17 protein-coding genes are annotated in these 17,956 nt (G+C 47.3%); 11 read left to right on the forward strand and 6 right to left on the reverse strand.

Annotated elements, in window-relative coordinates; genetic code table 11:
- Positions 1-71: 71 nt before the first annotated feature.
- The 6 genes from EOPP23_RS03725 to EOPP23_RS03750 all read right to left on the reverse strand — a co-directional run bounded on the left by EOPP23_RS03725 (position 72) and on the right by EOPP23_RS03750 (position 5,515).
- On the reverse strand, positions 72-1,070 hold the full coding sequence (locus tag EOPP23_RS03725; RefSeq protein WP_153764626.1) for a nucleoid-associated protein: 999 nt from the start codon (positions 1,068-1,070) through the stop codon (positions 72-74).
- A 103-nt stretch (positions 1,071-1,173) separates the two neighbouring features.
- Positions 1,174-2,619, reverse strand: a complete 1,446-nt coding sequence (locus tag EOPP23_RS03730; RefSeq protein ID WP_153764627.1) for a glycosyltransferase family 39 protein — start codon at positions 2,617-2,619, stop codon at positions 1,174-1,176.
- Positions 2,620-2,843: 224 nt separating this feature from the next.
- The gene (locus tag EOPP23_RS03735) at positions 2,844-3,446 is read right to left on the reverse strand and encodes a tRNA-uridine aminocarboxypropyltransferase (RefSeq protein ID WP_153764628.1); all 603 of its coding nucleotides are present in this window, start codon (positions 3,444-3,446) and stop codon (positions 2,844-2,846) included.
- Positions 3,427-4,038: an alpha-ketoglutarate-dependent dioxygenase AlkB gene (locus EOPP23_RS03740; protein WP_153764629.1), complete on the reverse strand. Its 612-nt coding sequence runs from the start codon at positions 4,036-4,038 to the stop codon at positions 3,427-3,429. The genes EOPP23_RS03735 and EOPP23_RS03740 overlap by 20 nt, the downstream gene beginning before the upstream one ends.
- A gap of 40 nt (positions 4,039-4,078) precedes the next feature.
- A complete protein-coding gene (locus EOPP23_RS03745) occupies positions 4,079-4,363 on the reverse strand; it encodes a DUF406 family protein (RefSeq protein ID WP_153764630.1) in 285 nt (94 codons plus the stop codon).
- A 174-nt stretch (positions 4,364-4,537) separates the two neighbouring features.
- Complete coding sequence (locus EOPP23_RS03750) at positions 4,538-5,515, reverse strand: BMP family protein (RefSeq protein ID WP_228550553.1); 978 nt, start codon at positions 5,513-5,515, stop codon at positions 4,538-4,540.
- 294 nt (positions 5,516-5,809) lie between these two features.
- On the opposite strand from EOPP23_RS03750, the gene EOPP23_RS03755 reads away from it, so the two are divergent.
- The 11 genes from EOPP23_RS03755 (at position 5,810) to tatB (ending at position 17,925) form a co-directional block, all read left to right on the forward strand.
- Entirely contained in the window at positions 5,810-6,814 is a 1,005-nt protein-coding gene (locus tag EOPP23_RS03755) for an NAD-dependent epimerase (RefSeq protein WP_370514673.1), read from the forward strand.
- A 206-nt stretch (positions 6,815-7,020) separates the two neighbouring features.
- Positions 7,021-9,654 (forward strand): phosphoenolpyruvate carboxylase, encoded by a 2,634-nt coding sequence (ppc, locus tag EOPP23_RS03760; RefSeq protein ID WP_153764632.1) that lies wholly within the window; start codon positions 7,021-7,023, stop codon positions 9,652-9,654.
- A gap of 99 nt (positions 9,655-9,753) precedes the next feature.
- Positions 9,754-11,661: an NADAR domain-containing protein gene (locus tag EOPP23_RS03765; RefSeq protein WP_153764633.1), complete on the forward strand. Its 1,908-nt coding sequence runs from the start codon at positions 9,754-9,756 to the stop codon at positions 11,659-11,661.
- A gap of 101 nt (positions 11,662-11,762) precedes the next feature.
- Positions 11,763-12,887: a beta-ketoacyl-ACP synthase III gene (locus EOPP23_RS03770; protein WP_153764634.1), complete on the forward strand. Its 1,125-nt coding sequence runs from the start codon at positions 11,763-11,765 to the stop codon at positions 12,885-12,887.
- A 331-nt stretch (positions 12,888-13,218) separates the two neighbouring features.
- Entirely contained in the window at positions 13,219-13,980 is a 762-nt protein-coding gene (gene ubiE, locus EOPP23_RS03775) for a bifunctional demethylmenaquinone methyltransferase/2-methoxy-6-polyprenyl-1,4-benzoquinol methylase UbiE (protein WP_153764635.1), read from the forward strand.
- 21 nt (positions 13,981-14,001) lie between these two features.
- Entirely contained in the window at positions 14,002-14,610 is a 609-nt protein-coding gene (locus EOPP23_RS03780; RefSeq protein ID WP_153764636.1) for an SCP2 domain-containing protein, read from the forward strand.
- A gap of 1 nt (position 14,611) precedes the next feature.
- Positions 14,612-16,216, forward strand: a complete 1,605-nt coding sequence (gene ubiB / locus EOPP23_RS03785) for a ubiquinone biosynthesis regulatory protein kinase UbiB (protein WP_370514613.1) — start codon at positions 14,612-14,614, stop codon at positions 16,214-16,216.
- A 103-nt stretch (positions 16,217-16,319) separates the two neighbouring features.
- Positions 16,320-16,721 (forward strand): phosphoribosyl-AMP cyclohydrolase, encoded by a 402-nt coding sequence (hisI, locus tag EOPP23_RS03790; RefSeq protein ID WP_153764637.1) that lies wholly within the window; start codon positions 16,320-16,322, stop codon positions 16,719-16,721.
- A gap of 12 nt (positions 16,722-16,733) precedes the next feature.
- On the forward strand, positions 16,734-17,063 hold the full coding sequence (locus EOPP23_RS03795; RefSeq protein WP_153764638.1) for a phosphoribosyl-ATP diphosphatase: 330 nt from the start codon (positions 16,734-16,736) through the stop codon (positions 17,061-17,063).
- Positions 17,064-17,238: 175 nt separating this feature from the next.
- Complete coding sequence (gene tatA, locus EOPP23_RS03800) at positions 17,239-17,460, forward strand: twin-arginine translocase TatA/TatE family subunit (RefSeq protein WP_153764639.1); 222 nt, start codon at positions 17,239-17,241, stop codon at positions 17,458-17,460.
- Between the two features lie 135 nt (positions 17,461-17,595).
- Positions 17,596-17,925: a Sec-independent protein translocase protein TatB gene (gene tatB, locus EOPP23_RS03805; protein ID WP_370514614.1), complete on the forward strand. Its 330-nt coding sequence runs from the start codon at positions 17,596-17,598 to the stop codon at positions 17,923-17,925.
- Positions 17,926-17,956 lie beyond the last annotated feature (31 nt).

Consider the following 17,956-nt stretch of genomic DNA (forward strand, 5'->3'; position numbering starts at 1 on the left):
GACAACCTCTTATAAGAAATATCAGAGGTTGTCCTCGCAGGCAATTTTTAGCGTGCTTCTTTGAAAAGAGCTTAGCTATTCTCTTCCAGCTGCTCTTTCAGTTTGGCTGGTACATCTTTAATAACCAGCTGATTAAGGTCTTTGTTATAAACCACCTGATGGCCTAATAGCTCGGCATCGAACGCCAGATTCAGCCCTTTACTGCGCCCTGTGTAGCGAACCAGCTTGGTTAGAACACGCTTTTCAGGTGTCATTGGCTGGCTCATATCGTAGTCACGGGTGTTAACGAACTTGGCAAAATCGTCAGAACCGGCTTCAGAGAGATAACCTGTCAGCTCATCCAGAGTCAGGGCATCACCGTCATCAGCCTTGGTCTGGCAGAAGTCGTATACCTGTCGGCTGACTTCTACATGGTTCTCCAGTGAAGGTGCTTCTTTGGCAAATGCTTTTACAGCGGTGACCAGCGTATCGGCTTCTTTCTTGCTGTTGCTGGTTTCGCTGCAGCCCAAAGCTTCCTGGAACACATCACTCAAGCGCTTTCCACCTCGAGGGCGCAGGAACGAAAGGTAGCGACCACTGTTCTCATTGCCCTGCCACTCGGTGATGTTAATTCGGCAGGCCAGAGCCATTTTGGCGGTATCCAGGTAGTTAACATCCTGAATCATCAAATCTTCGGTAACCGTGACACTGACGTTGTTAGTCAGCATGCAGAGCAGCAGGTAGCGTGTCAGGCCCTGTTGGTAGTCGGCAAACAGTACATAGCCACCGCCCATTGCACCTGCGTGATCAAGACTTTCACGGAGCTTGTTCAGTGAGTCCTGAGTCAGCTTGGTGAAATCCATGGACTCATCAAGGTATTGAGCCAGTTCTGTTGGGAAAGGGCTCTCAGCTTCCGGGTGAAACTGCCCGTACTGCTTGTCCTGTTTCTTGTTATAGGTTTGCAGCAGGTCATCCAGCATGGCTTCCAGCGCTGGTGAAGGTGTCAGGCTTTTACCGGCCGGAATGGCTGTCAGGCTGTCACTGCCAGGCTGCTGTTGCAGCTGGTGAACGATAATCTGTTTAATTGGCATAGGGGGAGACTTATACGGATTGATAGGAATATCTTACCGTTGAAAATTTGCTGGCGCATCAATCAGAAGACAGTGGCAGTGGTTTTAATGTTTTGGCGATTGGCTACTTCCGTTCAATAAAGAGTATCCAGTCGCGATACTGGTGCTCTTTTCTGAAGTTTTTAAGTGTGCCTTCAGGAAGGTGGGCAATGAATTTCTTTTTAGTAACCAGAATATCCTGATGTTCTGTCAGACTTTCAGTTAGCTCACTTTGATTGTCTGCCAAAAGTGCTGTTCCGTTTGAGTAAAAGCGGGCAGAGAAAGGGCGATCCATAAAGTAGATTATATTGCCGCTTTGGTTTGGCACCTTATTGTTTAAAGCGTCAAAAATGTACTTTTGAGATTTCTGCCCACCGTCGTTCATCATCAATACAACCGTGATAATCATCAATACCGGCGTTACGGCAGAGAACCAGAATAGCCCTTTGTTTGGTTGATCATTATTCATTGGCCATAAAGCAGCTATCAATAGAGCCAGCGCTGGTGTCACCGGCAGCATATAAGTCCAGATGAGGTTGTTGGTGAAGGTGAAGAAAATAGGCAGAAACAACAGCCAGCAGAATAAGAAGTAATGCCAGTCAGTCAGGTCCTGTTGTTGGTGTTTGAATAGTCCTCGTTTCACTTGATAAATGACCAGTCCAATAATCACCAGAGACCAGGGGGTACCTCCCAGCAGCAGATAGCCCCAGATAGAACCCAGAGGGTGTACATGAGCATTGCCGTATTCATCACCCTGCCAGCCGCTGTCGAGATAACGGGAAAAGTGTTCACCGATGAACATATATTCAATAAGTCCCGGATTCTCTGCTTCAGCAGCAAGGTACCAGGGCAGGGCGATAGCCAAGGTTAGCAGGGTTCCCTTAATCCAGGGGAAACGATGCCAGAAGCTAAGCAACTGTTTTCTAAACAGACACCAGAAAAATATAGGGCCGCCAGCCAGAACTATGGCTGCCAGACCTTTGGCTAAGAGAGCAATACCGCAACCCACGTAAAAAAGGTATTGCCAGCGTCTGGCCTGCATTGGATCTGTCGAGTGCCAGCCAATCCAGAAAGCACTGAGAATCAGGGAAATGCTGAGTGTCATCACCGGGTCTGCCAGAACGGCTCCGGCCAGCACCAGAAATGCTGCAGATGTAATCAGTACCATGACTGTAATGCTTGCTCTGGTTCTATCCATGGCAAAGCTGGCTAATTTCCACAGTACAAACAGATTTAAAAGTGCGCATATTAGAGAAGGAAAGCGTGCGGCAAACTCATTGATACCAAACAGTTTGAAACTGATGGCAGACAGCCAGATAAACATGGGTGGCTTGCCCAAAAAGGGGACGCCGTAGTCAAAGTAAGGGGTCACCCAGTTATTGGTTTCCACCATCAGGCGGGCCATCTCACCGTAGCGAGCCTCGGTGGTATCCATCAAAGGGTAGAGCCCGAGAGACAGCAAACGAATCAGTACAGATATTGAGATAACGAAGAGTATCCAGAACTGCAGAGAGGGTTTGCTGTTGCTCATAGTGACGATTGAACCTGAAGGCAGTGATTGTTAACTACTTCATAGGTTTTCGGTTTTTGTTATTGTTCCTTTATTAATCGCACAGAAATAAGAATGGAAACAAGAGCTTGTTTCTATAAGTAAGTACTCGGACATTTGAATTCGTATGTCATTTCCCCGCCTACGGCGGGGAAATGACAATCTAATATTCGATTACGTGTGTCTGCACACTTAGCAGGTAGCGGTTAGCGATAGTTCTTTTGAAAGGTCGACTGCCCCATGGCTTCTATCTGCATATTAATCATTCTTTCAAAGCTGTCCAGGCAGTTTTGATGGGCGTGAGTATCTTGTGAGACTTCCCTGAGCAGGGCTACCGTTGCTTCGATGGTTGAGAGTGCTGATTCCTCTGAAGCTTTTCGGATTCTATAGTTGGATTCTGCTGCTTCGCTTAAAGTGACAGCTGGCAGTGATTGCAATACAGGGTTCAGATAGAGCATCTTTCTGGCTTTGCGCCAGGTACCATCAAGTACAATGATCAGGTCAGGTTTCTGTTCTGACTCTGAAGTAAGTTGTTGCCAGCTGGTGGCCTGTTCTGATGGAAACAACAGGCAGGCATTTTTTGTTTGTAGTAGATTATTGAAGGTTGCGTTCTGGCTAAAATCCTCGCCCGCAAGTATATGGCAGTTCTCTATACCCAGTTCTGCAATGCGCGCGGTATTTAACGGGTGCTTGGTTTCCCTGAAATGCTGAAGAATTAGCAGATCAACCGTTGCCTTTTCCGGTGTCAGGTCTTTGCAGTAACACATGGATAAAGGTTTCAGGCAGCGTTCACAGCGGGCTCGTGACATCTATGATATTCCGAAAGGTCAGGTTGATTCTGGGCTGAACGGTTCTGGCTGTTTTGGTGATGCAGTGTTGCCAGCAGGATTGAGTTCTTCCTGCCATAAGCAACAATGAACCTTGCTTAAGGTCAAGAGTAATCGGTGAGATTGAAGCATCTTTTGCCTGCCGATGCTTTAATCGGAAACGTCGGGTTTCCCCCAGACTGAGAGACGCAATAACCGGATTCACTCCGAGTTCGGGCTCATTATCAGCATGCCAGCCATTACTGTCCTGACCGTCACGATAAAGATTTACCAGCACAGAGTTGAATGACTGCTGACTCTGTGTTTCAACCTGTTTCCTGATATCAAGCAGTAACGGCGTCCAGGTTTCAGGCTGCAATTGAATGCCTGAGTACTGATAACTTAATCCGGGGTCGGCATACCAGGCTTGCAGTCTGGGAACATCAAAGACTTTACCGAAAATCTTTATTTGATCCTGTTGCCAGTGCAGAGACTGGTGGAGTTCAGCAAAAAGCTGGCAGCATTCGGAGTCAGAATAGACCTGAGGCCAGAGTGTTAGCTCGGTATCCGGTGCTGTGATGGTCTGAACGTCCATGCTGCCTGCTTTATTGAAGCAAAAGAGTGTTAAATTTGATTTAACGTTGCTGCATTTCAAAAATCAGCTTTTCAGCGGTGCAGTCAAAATCAAGCATTGCCTTGATGATGGTGAAGCCATTGTCATTCAGGATTTCTGATTGTACGGCACATTTACCTGAGCCTATAGAACGCGCTTTCTTTTCAATCTGGCTGAACTTTTCCTGAGCCGTAGCAATATCATCACCACGGATTTCCAAAGCCAGTTGAGTGTCGTCTTCGCTGATCAGAGTGCCGACATCGACACAGTTACAGGCAAGACTTTCGTACTGATCTTTCTGGTTCATGCTGGTACCTCATTGCCATGATGCCCACTGCTTCAGTCGTGCTGCTGGAGGTTTACTGTTACAGCGGTTTCTGGCAAACACATCAAGAACGGAGTTCCTGAGGCTAAAAACAGCCTCAGGCTTTGAATGAGAAAGTATGCAACTGCCTTCAGGCATCCGCAAGTGTGGGGAATATCAGATACTGCAGCGATTATTGCTGCTGAAATCATGAACCTGAATTTCATTGGCAATGATCTGTTGTTTGATTTTGTTGACCTTCTGTTCAGTCTCTTCAGAAATCAGTGAGCGATTATGCTCGTCCAGAGCCCAGTCCACGCCGCCTTCTTTCAGGCCGAGAGCTCTGCTTCCGGAATGCCAGTCGCCTTGTTGTGATTCTTGCAGAGCCTGTAGAGTGGCAAAGCCAATGTTTTTCACCATGGAGCTGAGAACATACCCGGGCATAAGGCCGTTCTGGTTAGAATCTACACCAATTACCATCTGATTTTTGAGCCTGGCTGCTTTAAAAACGCCTTTACCGCTGTTTCCAGCCGCAGCATAAATAATATCAGCACCTTGCTTCATCTGCTGGAAGGCTAAGTGACTGCCTTTGCCAGGATTGTCAAAAGCCGCCATGGTTCGGCCAATGTTGTCCTCTAGAATGATGGCATTCGGGTTGACCTGTCGTACACCCTGAGCAAAACCGCAGCTGAATTTACTGATCAAAGAGGATTTCATGCCACCGATAAATCCGACGGTGTTGCTTTTGCTTGTTAGCGCAGCCAATACACCGACAAGATAAGAGCCTTCGTGTTCTTTAAAGGTGATGGACTGTGCGTTAGGCAAATCAACAACAGCGTCAATGATTATGAAATGAGTGTCAGGGTTATTTTTTGCAGCGACGTAAGTGCTGTCAGCGTTCTCGAAGCCTACAGAAATGATAGGGTTGTAGCCCGCCTGAATCATCTCGGCAAGACCCTTTTTCAGGCTGGAGCGAAACTGAGGCTCAAATTCATAAACTTTAATCGAATTCAAGTCGTTAAATTTCTGAATACCATTTCTGAATATAGTTTCATTAAACGACAGATCGAACTTATTTGAAGAGCTGTAAACAATAGCCGGTTTAAAGGAATCAGCGATTACCCATGGTGAAAAAACACTGCTAATAACCGTCAATAAAAAAGAACTGAAAAGAAAACGTGCTTTTTGTTTAAAATTTTGTGCGCAGCTTTTTACAAATAGACAACACTTACCACCTTCCATTACGACATCCTCCTGCATGGTTGGCTGATCAGCGGATGATTATATCCCAGACGCTTGTGGAACGTGAGTACTAGAAATCGAATATATCATTATCAGTCAAACGTGTAGCTTAACCAAATAGGTGGCAATCCTTTGTGGTTCGGGGCTTCTTTATGAACTCACTAAACCGTTAGGATAGGCGAATTAAATCTGGAAATGTGAATGAGCGTGAAAATACTGGTAACAGGTGCTGCAGGTTTTATTGGTTTTTATGTCGCCAGAGAGTTTTGTCGCCAAGGCTATGATGTAACAGGTCTTGATAATCTGAACGACTACTATGATCCCCGATTGAAGCAGGCAAGGCTTGAGCAACTGAAAGAGTTGGGCAACTTTACGTTTATCAAAGCGGATATTGCTGATCGTGAGGTGATGGCTGATCTGTTTCGATCTCAGAAATTTTCCAGAGTGATTCATCTGGCTGCTCAGGCCGGCGTGCGCTACTCACTGGAAAATCCTATGGCTTACGCAGACAGTAATCTCACTGGCATGATGACAGTGCTGGAAGGTTGTCGTCAGTCAGGTGTCGAACATCTGGTGTTTGCTTCGTCGAGCTCTGTTTATGGAATGAACAGCAAGATGCCTTATTCGGTGGCGGATGCTGTTGATCACCCAGTCTCCCTTTATGCTGCCACTAAACGTTCCAATGAGTTAATGGCACACAGCTATGCTCAGCTTTATCAACTGCCTGTTACCGGTTTGAGGTTTTTTACTGTCTGCGGTCCCTGGGGGCGTCCTGATATGGCTCTGTGGAAATTCACCCGAGCGATTCTGGAAGGGGAAGCGATTGATGTTTTCAATCAGGGAGAACTATGGCGGGATTTCACCGATATTGACGATATTCTGAAAGGCATCATGAGCATTCAGAATGTTATTCCTGAAAGCATGGCGAACTTCCGGAATGACAGTCCTGACAAAAGTTCTGCCCCCTATCGAGTTTATAATATCGGTAATAACCAGCCAGCCAAGCTCACAGATTTTATTTCAGCCATTGAGCAGAGTTGTGGTGTCAAGGCGACAAAGCGCTATCAGCCAATGCAAGCGGGTGATGTTTTTAAAACTTTTGCTGATGTGTCTGGTTTGGAAGAGCAAGTTGGCTTTCGTCCCGATACGCCTTTGCAAGAGACTGTGGATAAGTTTGTACATTGGTACAAATTTTGGTCATCAGAGCATTGATTAAATCTTTGTTAAAATAAGTCTTTATTTGCGATAAATAGTCCTGTTTTGTGAAGGCTTTTTTATCGAAAAGCTTTGGTATAGGCTCAGTATTTTCCGAAGTGTATTATCGGTTTTAAATCGTAAGTGCTTACTCCCAGAACGGTGCCGGGAACAGTGTTTATTCTTGTCAGCCAGTAGTAGAACGAGATCAGGAAGTTAAAGCTATGTCGGACAGCAAGGCGAATCTGCGTCGAAACGTCAACCTTCTGGGGACTTTGTTGGGTAATACCATCAAAGAGCACCACGGAGAAGAGTTCTTCAACCGGGTTGAAAGCATCAGACAGGTTTCCAAAGCGGCCAGAGCAGGCAGCGATGATGACCGTGAAGTGCTGCTGGATCAGTTACAGAACCTGTCCGATGATGAGCTGGTACCGGTTACCCGGGCGTTCAGTCACTTTCTGAGTCTGGCTAATCTGGCTGAACAGTACGATGGTGTGGCAAAGAACCAGGAAGAAGACTTCTGTATTCCGGACCATTTTGATGAGCTGATGGTCACTCTCAAAAACAAAGGTTTCAGTAAAGAGCAGATTGCTGCCAGTGTTGCTGAACTTGATATGGAGCTGGTGTTGACAGCTCACCCAACCGAAGTCAGTCGTCGTACGCTTATTCAAAAACACGAATCTATCTTTGAGTGTTTGCAGCGTATGGACGTTGAAAATCTGGACTATCGCGAGAAGGCGCGGTTGGAAAACCGCTTGCGGCAGCTGGTTTCTCAAGTCTGGCACACCTATGAATTCAGAACGGAGCGGCCAACGCCGGTCGACGAGGCCAAAGGTGGCTTTGCGACCATTGAACACTCTCTCTGGAATGCTGTTCCTGACTTTGTCAGAGCTATGGATGAACGACTGACCGAGCATACCGGTATCGGTCTGCCTTTGAACGCTGTGCCTGTGCGTATCTCTTCCTGGATGGGTGGGGATAGAGACGGTAACCCGTTTGTTACGTCAGAAGTGACCAAAGAAGTATTGCTGCTCAGCCGCTGGATGGCGGCTGACCTTTATCTCAGAGACCTCAAGCCGTTGATCAGTGAGCTCTCCATGTGTGAGTGCAGTGATGAAGTGCGCAAGGTTGTAGGTGATTGTCGTGAGCCTTACTGGGTGATTTTGAAAGACCTCAGGGAAAAGTTGCGCTTGACCCGTAGTTCGTGTGAACGCTCTATAGTCGATATGCCTGACTCATCAGACATTTTGTGGGAACAGAAAGATCTGGTTGAACCGCTCGAGCTCTGTTATCGCTCCCTGCACGACATTGGTCTGGGAGTGATTGCTGATGGTCCACTACTCGATATGATCCGTCGTGCGCACAGCTTTGGCTTGACTCTGATCAAACTGGACGTGCGTCAGGAAGCAGCTCGTCATACCGAAGCGCTGAGTGAGCTGACCCGCGCGCTGGGCATGGGTGATTACCAGAGCTGGGATGAAAATCAGCGTCAAACCTTCCTGTTGAATGAGCTGCAGAATCCACGTCCTCTGTTGCCTAACAACTGGAAGCCTTCCGACAATGTTCAGGAAGTTATTAATACTTGTAAGGCTATTGCCAGTGAAGGTCAGCAGGCACTGGGTGCCTATGTGATCTCCATGGCTTATGAGCCATCAGATGTGCTTTCTGTTGCACTGCTATTGAAAGAGTGTGGTGTTGATTTCGCCATGCCGATCGCGCCATTGTTTGAAACACTGGGAGCGCTGGACGGAGCCAGCCGCTGTATAGACGCCCTGATGGCACTGCCCTGGTACCGTGGCTATTGCCATGGTGGTCAGATGGTGATGATTGGCTACTCCGACTCCGCCAAAGATGCTGGCTGGATGGCTGCAGGCTGGGCTCAGTACCGGGCGATGGAAGCGGTAACCGAGGCTTGTCGTGCGAGTGATGTCAAACTGACTCTGTTCCACGGCCGTGGTGGCACTATTGGTCGTGGAGGCGGTCCAGCGCATTCTGCGATTCTGTCCCAACCACCAGGTTCAGTGAACAACAACCTGCGTGTGACCGAGCAGGGTGAAATGATTCGCTTCAAGTTTGGTTTCCCCAATGTCGCGATCAACAGCCTGATGCTTTATGCCAGCGCGACACTGGAAGCTACATTGCTGCCACCGCCGGTGCCTAAGCAAAGCTGGCGGGATATGATGGATCAGCTCGCTGAAGATTCTTTGCAGACGTATCGTGGAATGGTTCGTGAGGAAGAGGATTTTGTTCCTTACTTCCGTGCAGTGACACCTGAGCAGGAGCTGGCGAAGCTGCCACTGGGCTCTCGTCCGGCCAAACGCAATCCAAACGGCGGTGTGGAAAGTCTCAGAGCGATTCCATGGATCTTTGCCTGGACCCAGATTCGTTTGATGCTGCCAACCTGGCTGGGTTGTGGTGTGGCGCTGAAAAATGCGCTGGTCAATGACCAGAAAGACATCCTTGACGACATGATGACCAGCTGGCCGTTCTTTAAGGCGCGACTGGAAATGCTGGAAATGGTCTTTATGAAGACCGACGTTAAGCTGGCAGAATATTATGAAGACCGTCTGGTACCTTCAGGTCTTCAGCATCTGGGCGTGAAACTGCGTTCGCAACTGGATGAAGCCGTGCAGACCCTTCTGGACCTGAAAGGTGGTGAAGAATTGATGTCCAACCATCCTCAAAACAAAACAGCCATTGCTCTGCGTAATCCATACACAGACCCTCTGAACGTACTTCAGGCGGAGCTTTTGTATCGGGTTCGTCATACCGAGGAAGGTGAAAGCTGTGACAACATTGAGCAGGCACTGATGATCACGGTTGCCGGTATTGCAGCAGGTATGAGAAATACCGGTTAACAGCAGGTTTTATTTAATCTTGCAGCCCACCTTTATGGTGGGCTTTTTGTATCTTTTCATGAGCCGATAAGAGAGGTACATACACTCAGGAATTTTGTCATGGAGACAGGTTCACCCCCACCTCCCGGCCCTGGCCCACTTGGCAGAGGTCAACCACCGAAAACGCCAAGCGGTCAGGAAAAACCCCCGGTATTGCCTGCTACGCCCAGAGGTGGACAACGACCTGATCAAAGAGATTTGTCTAATCGACAGGCTAAACCTCATAGAGGTCAGCCCACTATTAATCCTGAAGATACAGAGATAAATGAGCTGCTGTTCAGCTTCCAGACAGCCTGTATTGCTGTGGAAAATATGTTGGGACAACAATGGCTGAATGAACATTACAGTTTACTAATGGAGTTTCTGCAGAATCCCACAGCAGTTAAACCTGAAGAATTACCTTTTAACATTGCCTATGTTGATGAAGAAAATAATATTCATCCAATGGAGACGTTTGAGAAAAAGCATTTTGATCAGTTAAAAGTGGATGTTGCGCCACTGGCCCCTACTCAGAAAAAAGCCGAGAACCTGCGTCAGCAAATCAATCAGAGCATAGGTCAAATAGAGCAAATTGAAGGAAAAATGAAGCAAGCGGGTATTGGAGTCAGTGCTATACAGCTTTCTCCAGGTTCTTTGATTCTGAATGAGGACAGAATCAATCAGCCGGTCAGACTGCCAGGCTATTCCCCCGTTTCTGCTGTTGAAACGGTTCGCTTTCGAGAACTGCCTGCAGTGCAGAAAAAAGGGTTTGTCATTAGTCCTGGGAAACAGCAGGTCCGGCAGAAGCCTGTTCGGACGCCAGTATCGCAGTCTCGGCCTCAGTCTGTTCAGGTTCCAGCAGCTCAGCCTGAACCTATGAGAAAAGCAGCAAGAGTTTCCCCGCAAACGATAAAAGCATCTTCTCGAGAGTGGCTGGATTTTTATCGTAAAGGCGACAGCAGGATTACCGGTCAGAAATGGACACGCAATGAAGTGATGGCCCTTGATGCTCGTCGTCTGGAAACTGAGCATGATTATATTCAGCTGCTGTTTCCCAATCGTATTGCCTCAACGGTGAATACCACCGCCCCACTTTTAACGGATCAGATGGTGGCTGATATTCAGCAGGACGAAGAGCTGCAAAGGCTGGTGTTGCAATCGCTGGATCGTATTCTGGATTTTTGGGGCTGTACCCGTAGCGGTGACTCTATAGAAGTGGATGCATCGAAAAAGTCAGCGCTGAAAAAATGGGCTCTGGATAATAATGATCATAATCACAAACGGATTACCCGCGTTCTGAATTTTCTAATGGAATGTGGCTACGAGAGTGCTGCCGCCAGTCTGGAGAGAAGCCTTCAGGGCTATCGACGTGCAAATAATGTTAAGCCTGTTCGCTTCTGGTCTGAAGCTGTTGAGGGTCGAAAAACAGCGAGACGCATGTATTTTTCTAAGGACATGGCAGGAAGAAATAAAACAGTACGAAGCTTTCAAAACTATGCGTTGAGTCACCCCTATAGAGATTTTCCAAAAGCAGGAGAGAGGGTGGATTTTTATAACAGGGAAGATCCTTATTATGAGTTTACTAACTTCTGGCCAGTGCCTGATGGAGGGCTGAATATTGATGGAAAGTTATGGCCTACTTCAGAGCATTTTTTTCAGGCCATGAAATATAAAGGAACGGCGAAGGAGGAAGAGGTTCGCAGACTGGAAAACCCGCGCGACGCATTTAATTACAGTCGCCGACCTGGAAACCAGGCAAGGCGCGACTGGGGTTATGTTAAGGAAATCTATATGTTAAATGCGCTCAGGGCTAAAGCTGAACAATGTCCAGAGTTTCGTCAGTTACTCGAGAATACCGGAAATAAACCTATCTATGAAAATGCACCTCCTGACTCTTTCTGGGGTATTGGTGCAGATCAGCAGGGAGCAAACATACTGGGCTACCAGCTGATGCAGGTGAGAGATGAAATAAGGGCTGGCCTGTTATGAAACACTTGTTTTGAACAATTGATTGTTAAGGTTTTTTTACAAAGGTGCCTGTTATAGGATGACCACTATCATAATTACAACATTCAGTGGTCGAGGCAGGCATGGCAGTTTCTGCAATTATTACGGGTACCGGTCTATACACTCCTCCTAATGCCATCAGTAATGATGAGCTGGTAGCCAGTTACAATGCCTGGGTTCAGGCGGAAAATCAGAAAAACGAAGTTGCTATTAAAGCGGGTGAGCAGGAACCTGTGCCAGAAAGTAATAGCGCTTTTATAGAAAAAGCATCGGGTATTCGCAGTCGCTATGTTGTGGATAAAGAAGGTGTTTTGAATCCTGACCGAATGGTTCCCAATATTCCTGAACGCAGCAACGATGAAATGTCGATTCAGTGTGAAATGGCATTAGCGGCTGCAAAAGATGCTCTGAAGAAAGCGGATGTAGAAGCAAAAGATATCGATTTTCTTATAGTCGGCTGCTCTAACCTGCAGCGGGCTTACCCGGCGGTTTCCATTGAAATACAACACTATCTGGGCACATCCGGTTATGGCTACGATATGAATGTGGCCTGTTCCTCCGCTACCTTCTCTATCAAAACTGCAGTCGATGCTGTTGTCAGCGGTAGTGCTAAAAGAGTGCTGGTGCTTAATCCTGAAATTACTTCAGCTCATCTTAACTTCCGCGACCGTGACAGCCATTTCATTTTTGGTGATGCCTGCACCGCAGTCGTAATTGAAGCCAGTGACGTAGCTGAAGGAAAAGAAGGCTTTGAAATTCTTGGTTGTAAACTCTGGACGCAATTCTCCAGTAATATTCGTAATAACTTTGGTTTTCTGAACCGAACTGATGAAGGTGGTATTGGCAAACTCGATAAGCTTTTCGTTCAAAATGGTCGTAAGGTTTTCAAAGAGGTCTGCCCACAGGTAGCGAAAATCATCACAGATCATCTGGGTGAACTGGAACTGTCTGCAGACCAGCTTTCACGACTCTGGCTGCACCAGGCTAACCTGAGCATGAATCAGCTAATCTCCAAAAAGGTATTGGGTAAAGAACCGGAAGCAGGGCAGGCTCCTGTTATTCTGAACGAATATGCCAACACCAGCTCTGCAGGTTCTGTGATCGCTTTCCACAAATATTCTAATGATCTCGGTTCAGGTGATCATGGCGTCATCTGCTCCTTTGGTGCTGGCTATTCCATCGGCAGCGTAATGATCAAAAAACGCTGATACCTAATGTTCTGGAAAGGTTCAGGGTTACTTTCGCAAAGGCCATGGATGGCCGACTAGCGACTCGGTGCAGGACTGCACCGTTGGAGCGGTGAAAGTAACTCTGAATCTGAACGGGTTGTGAGAGGCAGTCAGAATCAGGACGCAAACAACGAACAAGCCGAGCCATATCTTTTACCCCGCTCTAAATTCCCATTACAATACAGTCCGCACTAATACCGATCACAGTAATATCCAGTGATTTCACGGCTGCCGGAAAGTTCATTAAACCAATATTTCCGTCTCAACAGTGAGCGGTTGGATTGCTTTAATGTATTGACTGGGGAATTTGATGACCAAACGCGTAAGAGATCAGGATAAAACACACTTTGGTTTCACAGATGTAGAACCGGATGAGAAAGAAAAGCTGGTTGCTGGTGTTTTCCATTCAGTGGCTGACAGCTACGACGTAATGAATGACCTGATGTCCATGGGCGTTCACCGTCTATGGAAACGCTTCACCATTGAGTTGTCTGCTGTCCGGAAAGGCCATCAGGTTCTGGATATTGCCGGTGGTACCGGTGACCTGACCAAGCAGTTTTCTCGTCTTGTTGGGCCAACAGGTAAAGTAGTTCTGGCTGATATCAACGACTCCATGTTGAAAGTAGGTCGTGACAAGCTGATCGACAGTGGCGTAGTAGGTAATGTTGAATACATTCAGGCCAACGCTGAAAAACTGCCCTTCCCTGATAATACCTTTGACTGCATCACTATTGCTTTTGGTCTGCGAAATGTAACTGACAAAGCAGAAGCTCTGAAATCCATGTGTCGTGTACTCAAGCCAGGTGGGCGCCTGCTGGTGCTGGAATTCTCCAAGACCCGCAACCCTTTATTGACCAAAGCCTACGATGCTTACTCTTTCAGCCTGCTGCCTGCTATGGGCAAGCTGGTGGCCGGTGACTCTGAAAGTTACAAATACCTGGCTGAAAGTATTCGTCAGCATCCGGATCAGGACACGCTGGAAGCCATGATGAAAGAGGCCGGCTTTGTAAATACCACTTACCACAATATGACCGGTGGCATTGTTGCGCTTCATAAAGGTATTAAGCCTTAACCGCTGGGGAGAATCAGGTTGATGATCAAAACAGCGTTTCTGGCTTTTATTGAAACTCGAATAAATGAAGCTCTTGAACTGGATCCGGTGACTAAAAAACGACTGCAACAGTGTGATGGTGCTGTCATTGAGGTTGTGCAGCAGAGTCCGGATTTTCACTGCTATATAGTTCTTGATGATCTAGGTGTTCGTTGTGCTGGCTGGCATGAAGGTTCTGTGGATGCCCGTTTTGAAGGAAAGGCCAGCTCTTTTGTAGCTCTGGCTACTCAGAGGAATGCTGAATGGTCCGAGGTATCAGGTTTGACGGTTTCCGGAGATCAGAAACTTCTGGCTCAGTTGCAGAAAGCTCATAAAGATATGGAGCTGGACTGGGAAGCGGTTCTTTGTCAGCACACTGGTGTTGTCGTTGGTCATGGGCTTGCAGAAGCTATTCGCTCACTGTCCGGTATTTTGGCAAACACCAGCAGTCGAAGCGTTGAAGCCAGTGCTGAATATCTGCAACAGGAACTGAAACTGCTCCCGAGTCAGGTTGAATTATCGTCGTTCAGTCAGGAAGTGGAATCATTGAGCCAGGCTGTGAATCGCCTGGGTCAAACCATTAATAACAGCGAAAAAGGAACGGGAGAATAGGGTGCTGCAGTTAACCCGCTTATTCAAAATTATCAGCGCGGTAGCCCGTTATCGACTGGATAATCTGATTGATGTTGAACGTCTGCCGTTTTTTGGGCGGCTGTTTATCTATCTTCTGCCCTGGCGTTATTTTATAAAAAATGATGCTCCCAGAGCGGTAAGGCTTCGTAAAAGTCTTGAAGCTCTAGGTCCTATCTTTATCAAATTTGGCCAAATCCTCTCTACCCGCAGAGACTTGCTACCTGATGATGTGGCTAACGAACTGGCCAAGCTTCAGGATCAGGTTGAACCTTTTCCTGCCGAGCAAGCCGTAGCCATTATTGAGAAAGAGCTGGGTACTCCGGTAGGAGAACTTTTTGCCCGCTTTGATCATGAGCCTATGGCTTCTGCTTCTATTGCTCAGGTTCACAGTGCCAAGCTGCACTCCGGCGAAGAAGTGGTTGCCAAGGTTATTCGCCCAGGCATTGAAAAGGTCATTCGCAAAGATATACGACTGATGTATGTCTTCAGCCGTGTACTGATCACTGTGGTCAGAGAAGCCAAGCGACTGCGACCAATAGAAGTGGTTAGAGATTATGAAAAGACCATTCTTGATGAGCTGGATTTGCTCAGGGAAGCGGCTAATACCTCTCAGCTGCGAAGAAATTTTCATAACTCGGAAGAGCTCTTTATTCCTCAGGTGCACTGGGACTACTGCCGTAAATCGGTCATGGTGATGGAGCGTATATACGGTCTGCCGGTTTCTGATATTGAATCGCTGAAAGCGGCTGGCACTGATATGAAAAAGCTGGCAGCCAGAGGTGTTGAGATTTTCTTCACTCAGGTTTTCCGTGATCGCTTTTTTCATGCTGATATGCATCCGGGTAATATCTTTGTCGATATCAGCAATCCGGCAGAGCCTAAATATATCGGTATTGACTGCGGCATTGTCGGCACTATGGAGCCGGAAGATCAGTATTATCTGGCCTGTAACCTGCTGGCCTTCTTCAAACGTGATTATCGTAAGGTGGCTCAGCTTCATGTGGATTCTGGCTGGGTACCTGCAGATACCGCTGTGGGTGAATTTGAAGCAGCCATTCGTACAGTGTGTGAACCTATCTTTGAACGACCATTGAAGGATATCTCTTTTGGTCATGTCATGGTTCGTCTGTTTCAGGTTGCTCGCCGTTTTGAAATGGAAGTTCAGCCGCAGCTGGTGCTGTTGGAAAAGACTTTGCTTAATGTTGAAGGCCTTGGACGGCAGTTGTATCCGGAGCTGGATCTTTGGGAAACGGCTCAGCCATTCCTTGAAAAATGGATGAACGATCAGGTCAGCCCCTGTGGTATTGGCCGCTCTATTAAAGACAATGCGCCTGACTGGTTACTGAGTGCTCCACAGGTGGCCAGACAAGCCATTGATGGTGTTCGTCAGTTACACGGCCATCAACAGAAATTGATGGAGATGCAGGAAAAATCAGAGCGACAGGCAGGCCGAATGAAAGGCTTGGGTATTGCTCTGGTCGCTGGTGCTGTAGCTCTGGTCGCGGCTCCTGAACTGGTTGAGCAGTTAAACTGGCAGGCGGTAACCATGGCCAGTATTGGCCTATGGTTTCTGGCCAGAAAGTGACTGATAAAAAAGTAAATGGTAAAAGTAGAGTGGCTGTCTAGCAGCCACTTCATGCTCGAAAATATTCTTAATAAAAAGAAAAATCAGGCTTAAAGGTGTGAGTATGAGTTCTGAAAGCTGGCTGGATGAAATCAAGTGGAACAGTGATGGTCTGGTAGCGGCTATTGCTCAGGATCATAAAACCGGAAAAATCCTGATGCAGGCCTGGATGAACCGTGAATCCATGTTGCTGACGGCTCAGGAGCAACAGGCTGTGTATTGGTCACGCTCCAGAGGCAAACTCTGGCGCAAAGGTGAGTCTTCCGGGCATCAGCAGAAGTTGAAAGAACTCAGACTGGACTGCGATGGCGACTCGGTGCTGCTGGTAGTGGAACAGTTGGGTGGTATTGCCTGTCATACTGGCCGGGAATCCTGCTTTTATCGAAAGCTGGACAGTCAGGGTGAATGGCAGTCAACCGATGCAGTGATCAAAGACCCTGGTGCCATTTACGGTAACAGCCAGTAAGGAGGAATATTTATGAGTGACGTGTTAAAGCAACTGGAAGCTGTTCTTGAAGAGCGCAGAAAAGCTGATCCGGGTTCCTCTTATGTAGCCAGCCTTTATCATTCAGGGCTTGATAAGATTCTGAAAAAAGTGGGCGAAGAGTCCGCTGAAACACTGATTGCTGCCAAAGATGCCGAGCATACCGGTAAGAAAGATGATCTGGTGTATGAAACGGCAGATCTCTGGTTTCATACGTTGGTCATGTTGTCTCACCTTGGACTCAGTCATACCGATGTATTGTCAGAGCTTGAGCGTCGCTTTGGATTGTCTGGCATCGAAGAAAAGGCAAGCAGGGAGAAGTGAGCATTATTTCATCATGTCATGATGAAAGTCATTTTTCGTGCTCTTGCGCTTCGGTATAGTTTTACGAGATTGTGCTCTTGATAGCACTGATGTGCGCGCAGATTCGTCAAAAGCTGCAGAAACGACTATAAACACTAGGTTGTAGCCGGATTTAAATTAACAGGAAGGGCTTATTATGGGTTTTGGAGGCATTAGTATCTGGCAGCTGCTGATCGTTTTGCTGATCATTGTCATGCTGTTTGGTACCAAAAAGCTGAGAGGCCTGGGTGGAGACCTTGGTGGTGCCGTTAAAGGTTTCAAGAAAGCGTTGAATCCTGAAGATGAGCAGAAAGCCGTTGGTACTGAAAGCAAAGAACAGGTTCAGGAAAAGCAGGAAGACAAGTCCCGTCAAGCCTGAACCAGTTTGCTGCGTTGCTGTTTAAAAGTAACCAGACATACGAATTTAAAAGCCATTTGCCCGGATTTTCGGGCAAGTGGAAATTTAATACTCGCTTAAGTGCGTCTACCACTTAAATGCTGATTCGGAGTTGCGGTGTTTGATATAGGCTTTTTTGAGCTGCTGGTGATTGCTGTTATTGCCCTGGTTGTATTGGGACCTGAAAGGCTGCCTGGTGCTATTCGGACAACGGCGTACTGGGTGGGAAAAATTCGACGCAGTTTTCAATCCGCCAAGGAAGAGCTGGAGAAAGAGCTGGATGTGGATGGCATCAAACGCCAGATTCATAACGAGCAGGTGCTGAAAGATCTGGAAAAAACCAGAAGTCAGGTGAATGAGTCTCTGGAATCCCTGAACTCACCTCTGGATCGAGTTGATCCTCTCAAAGCCTCTGAAGACACGATCAAAGAAAAAAAAGCTGAATAAGCCAGCGCCTCCTGAAAGGCCAGCCAGCAGT

It is taken from the genome of Endozoicomonas sp. OPT23, from assembly GCF_009653635.1.
In the GTDB taxonomy this organism is placed as follows: Bacteria; Pseudomonadota; Gammaproteobacteria; order Pseudomonadales; family Endozoicomonadaceae; genus Endozoicomonas_A.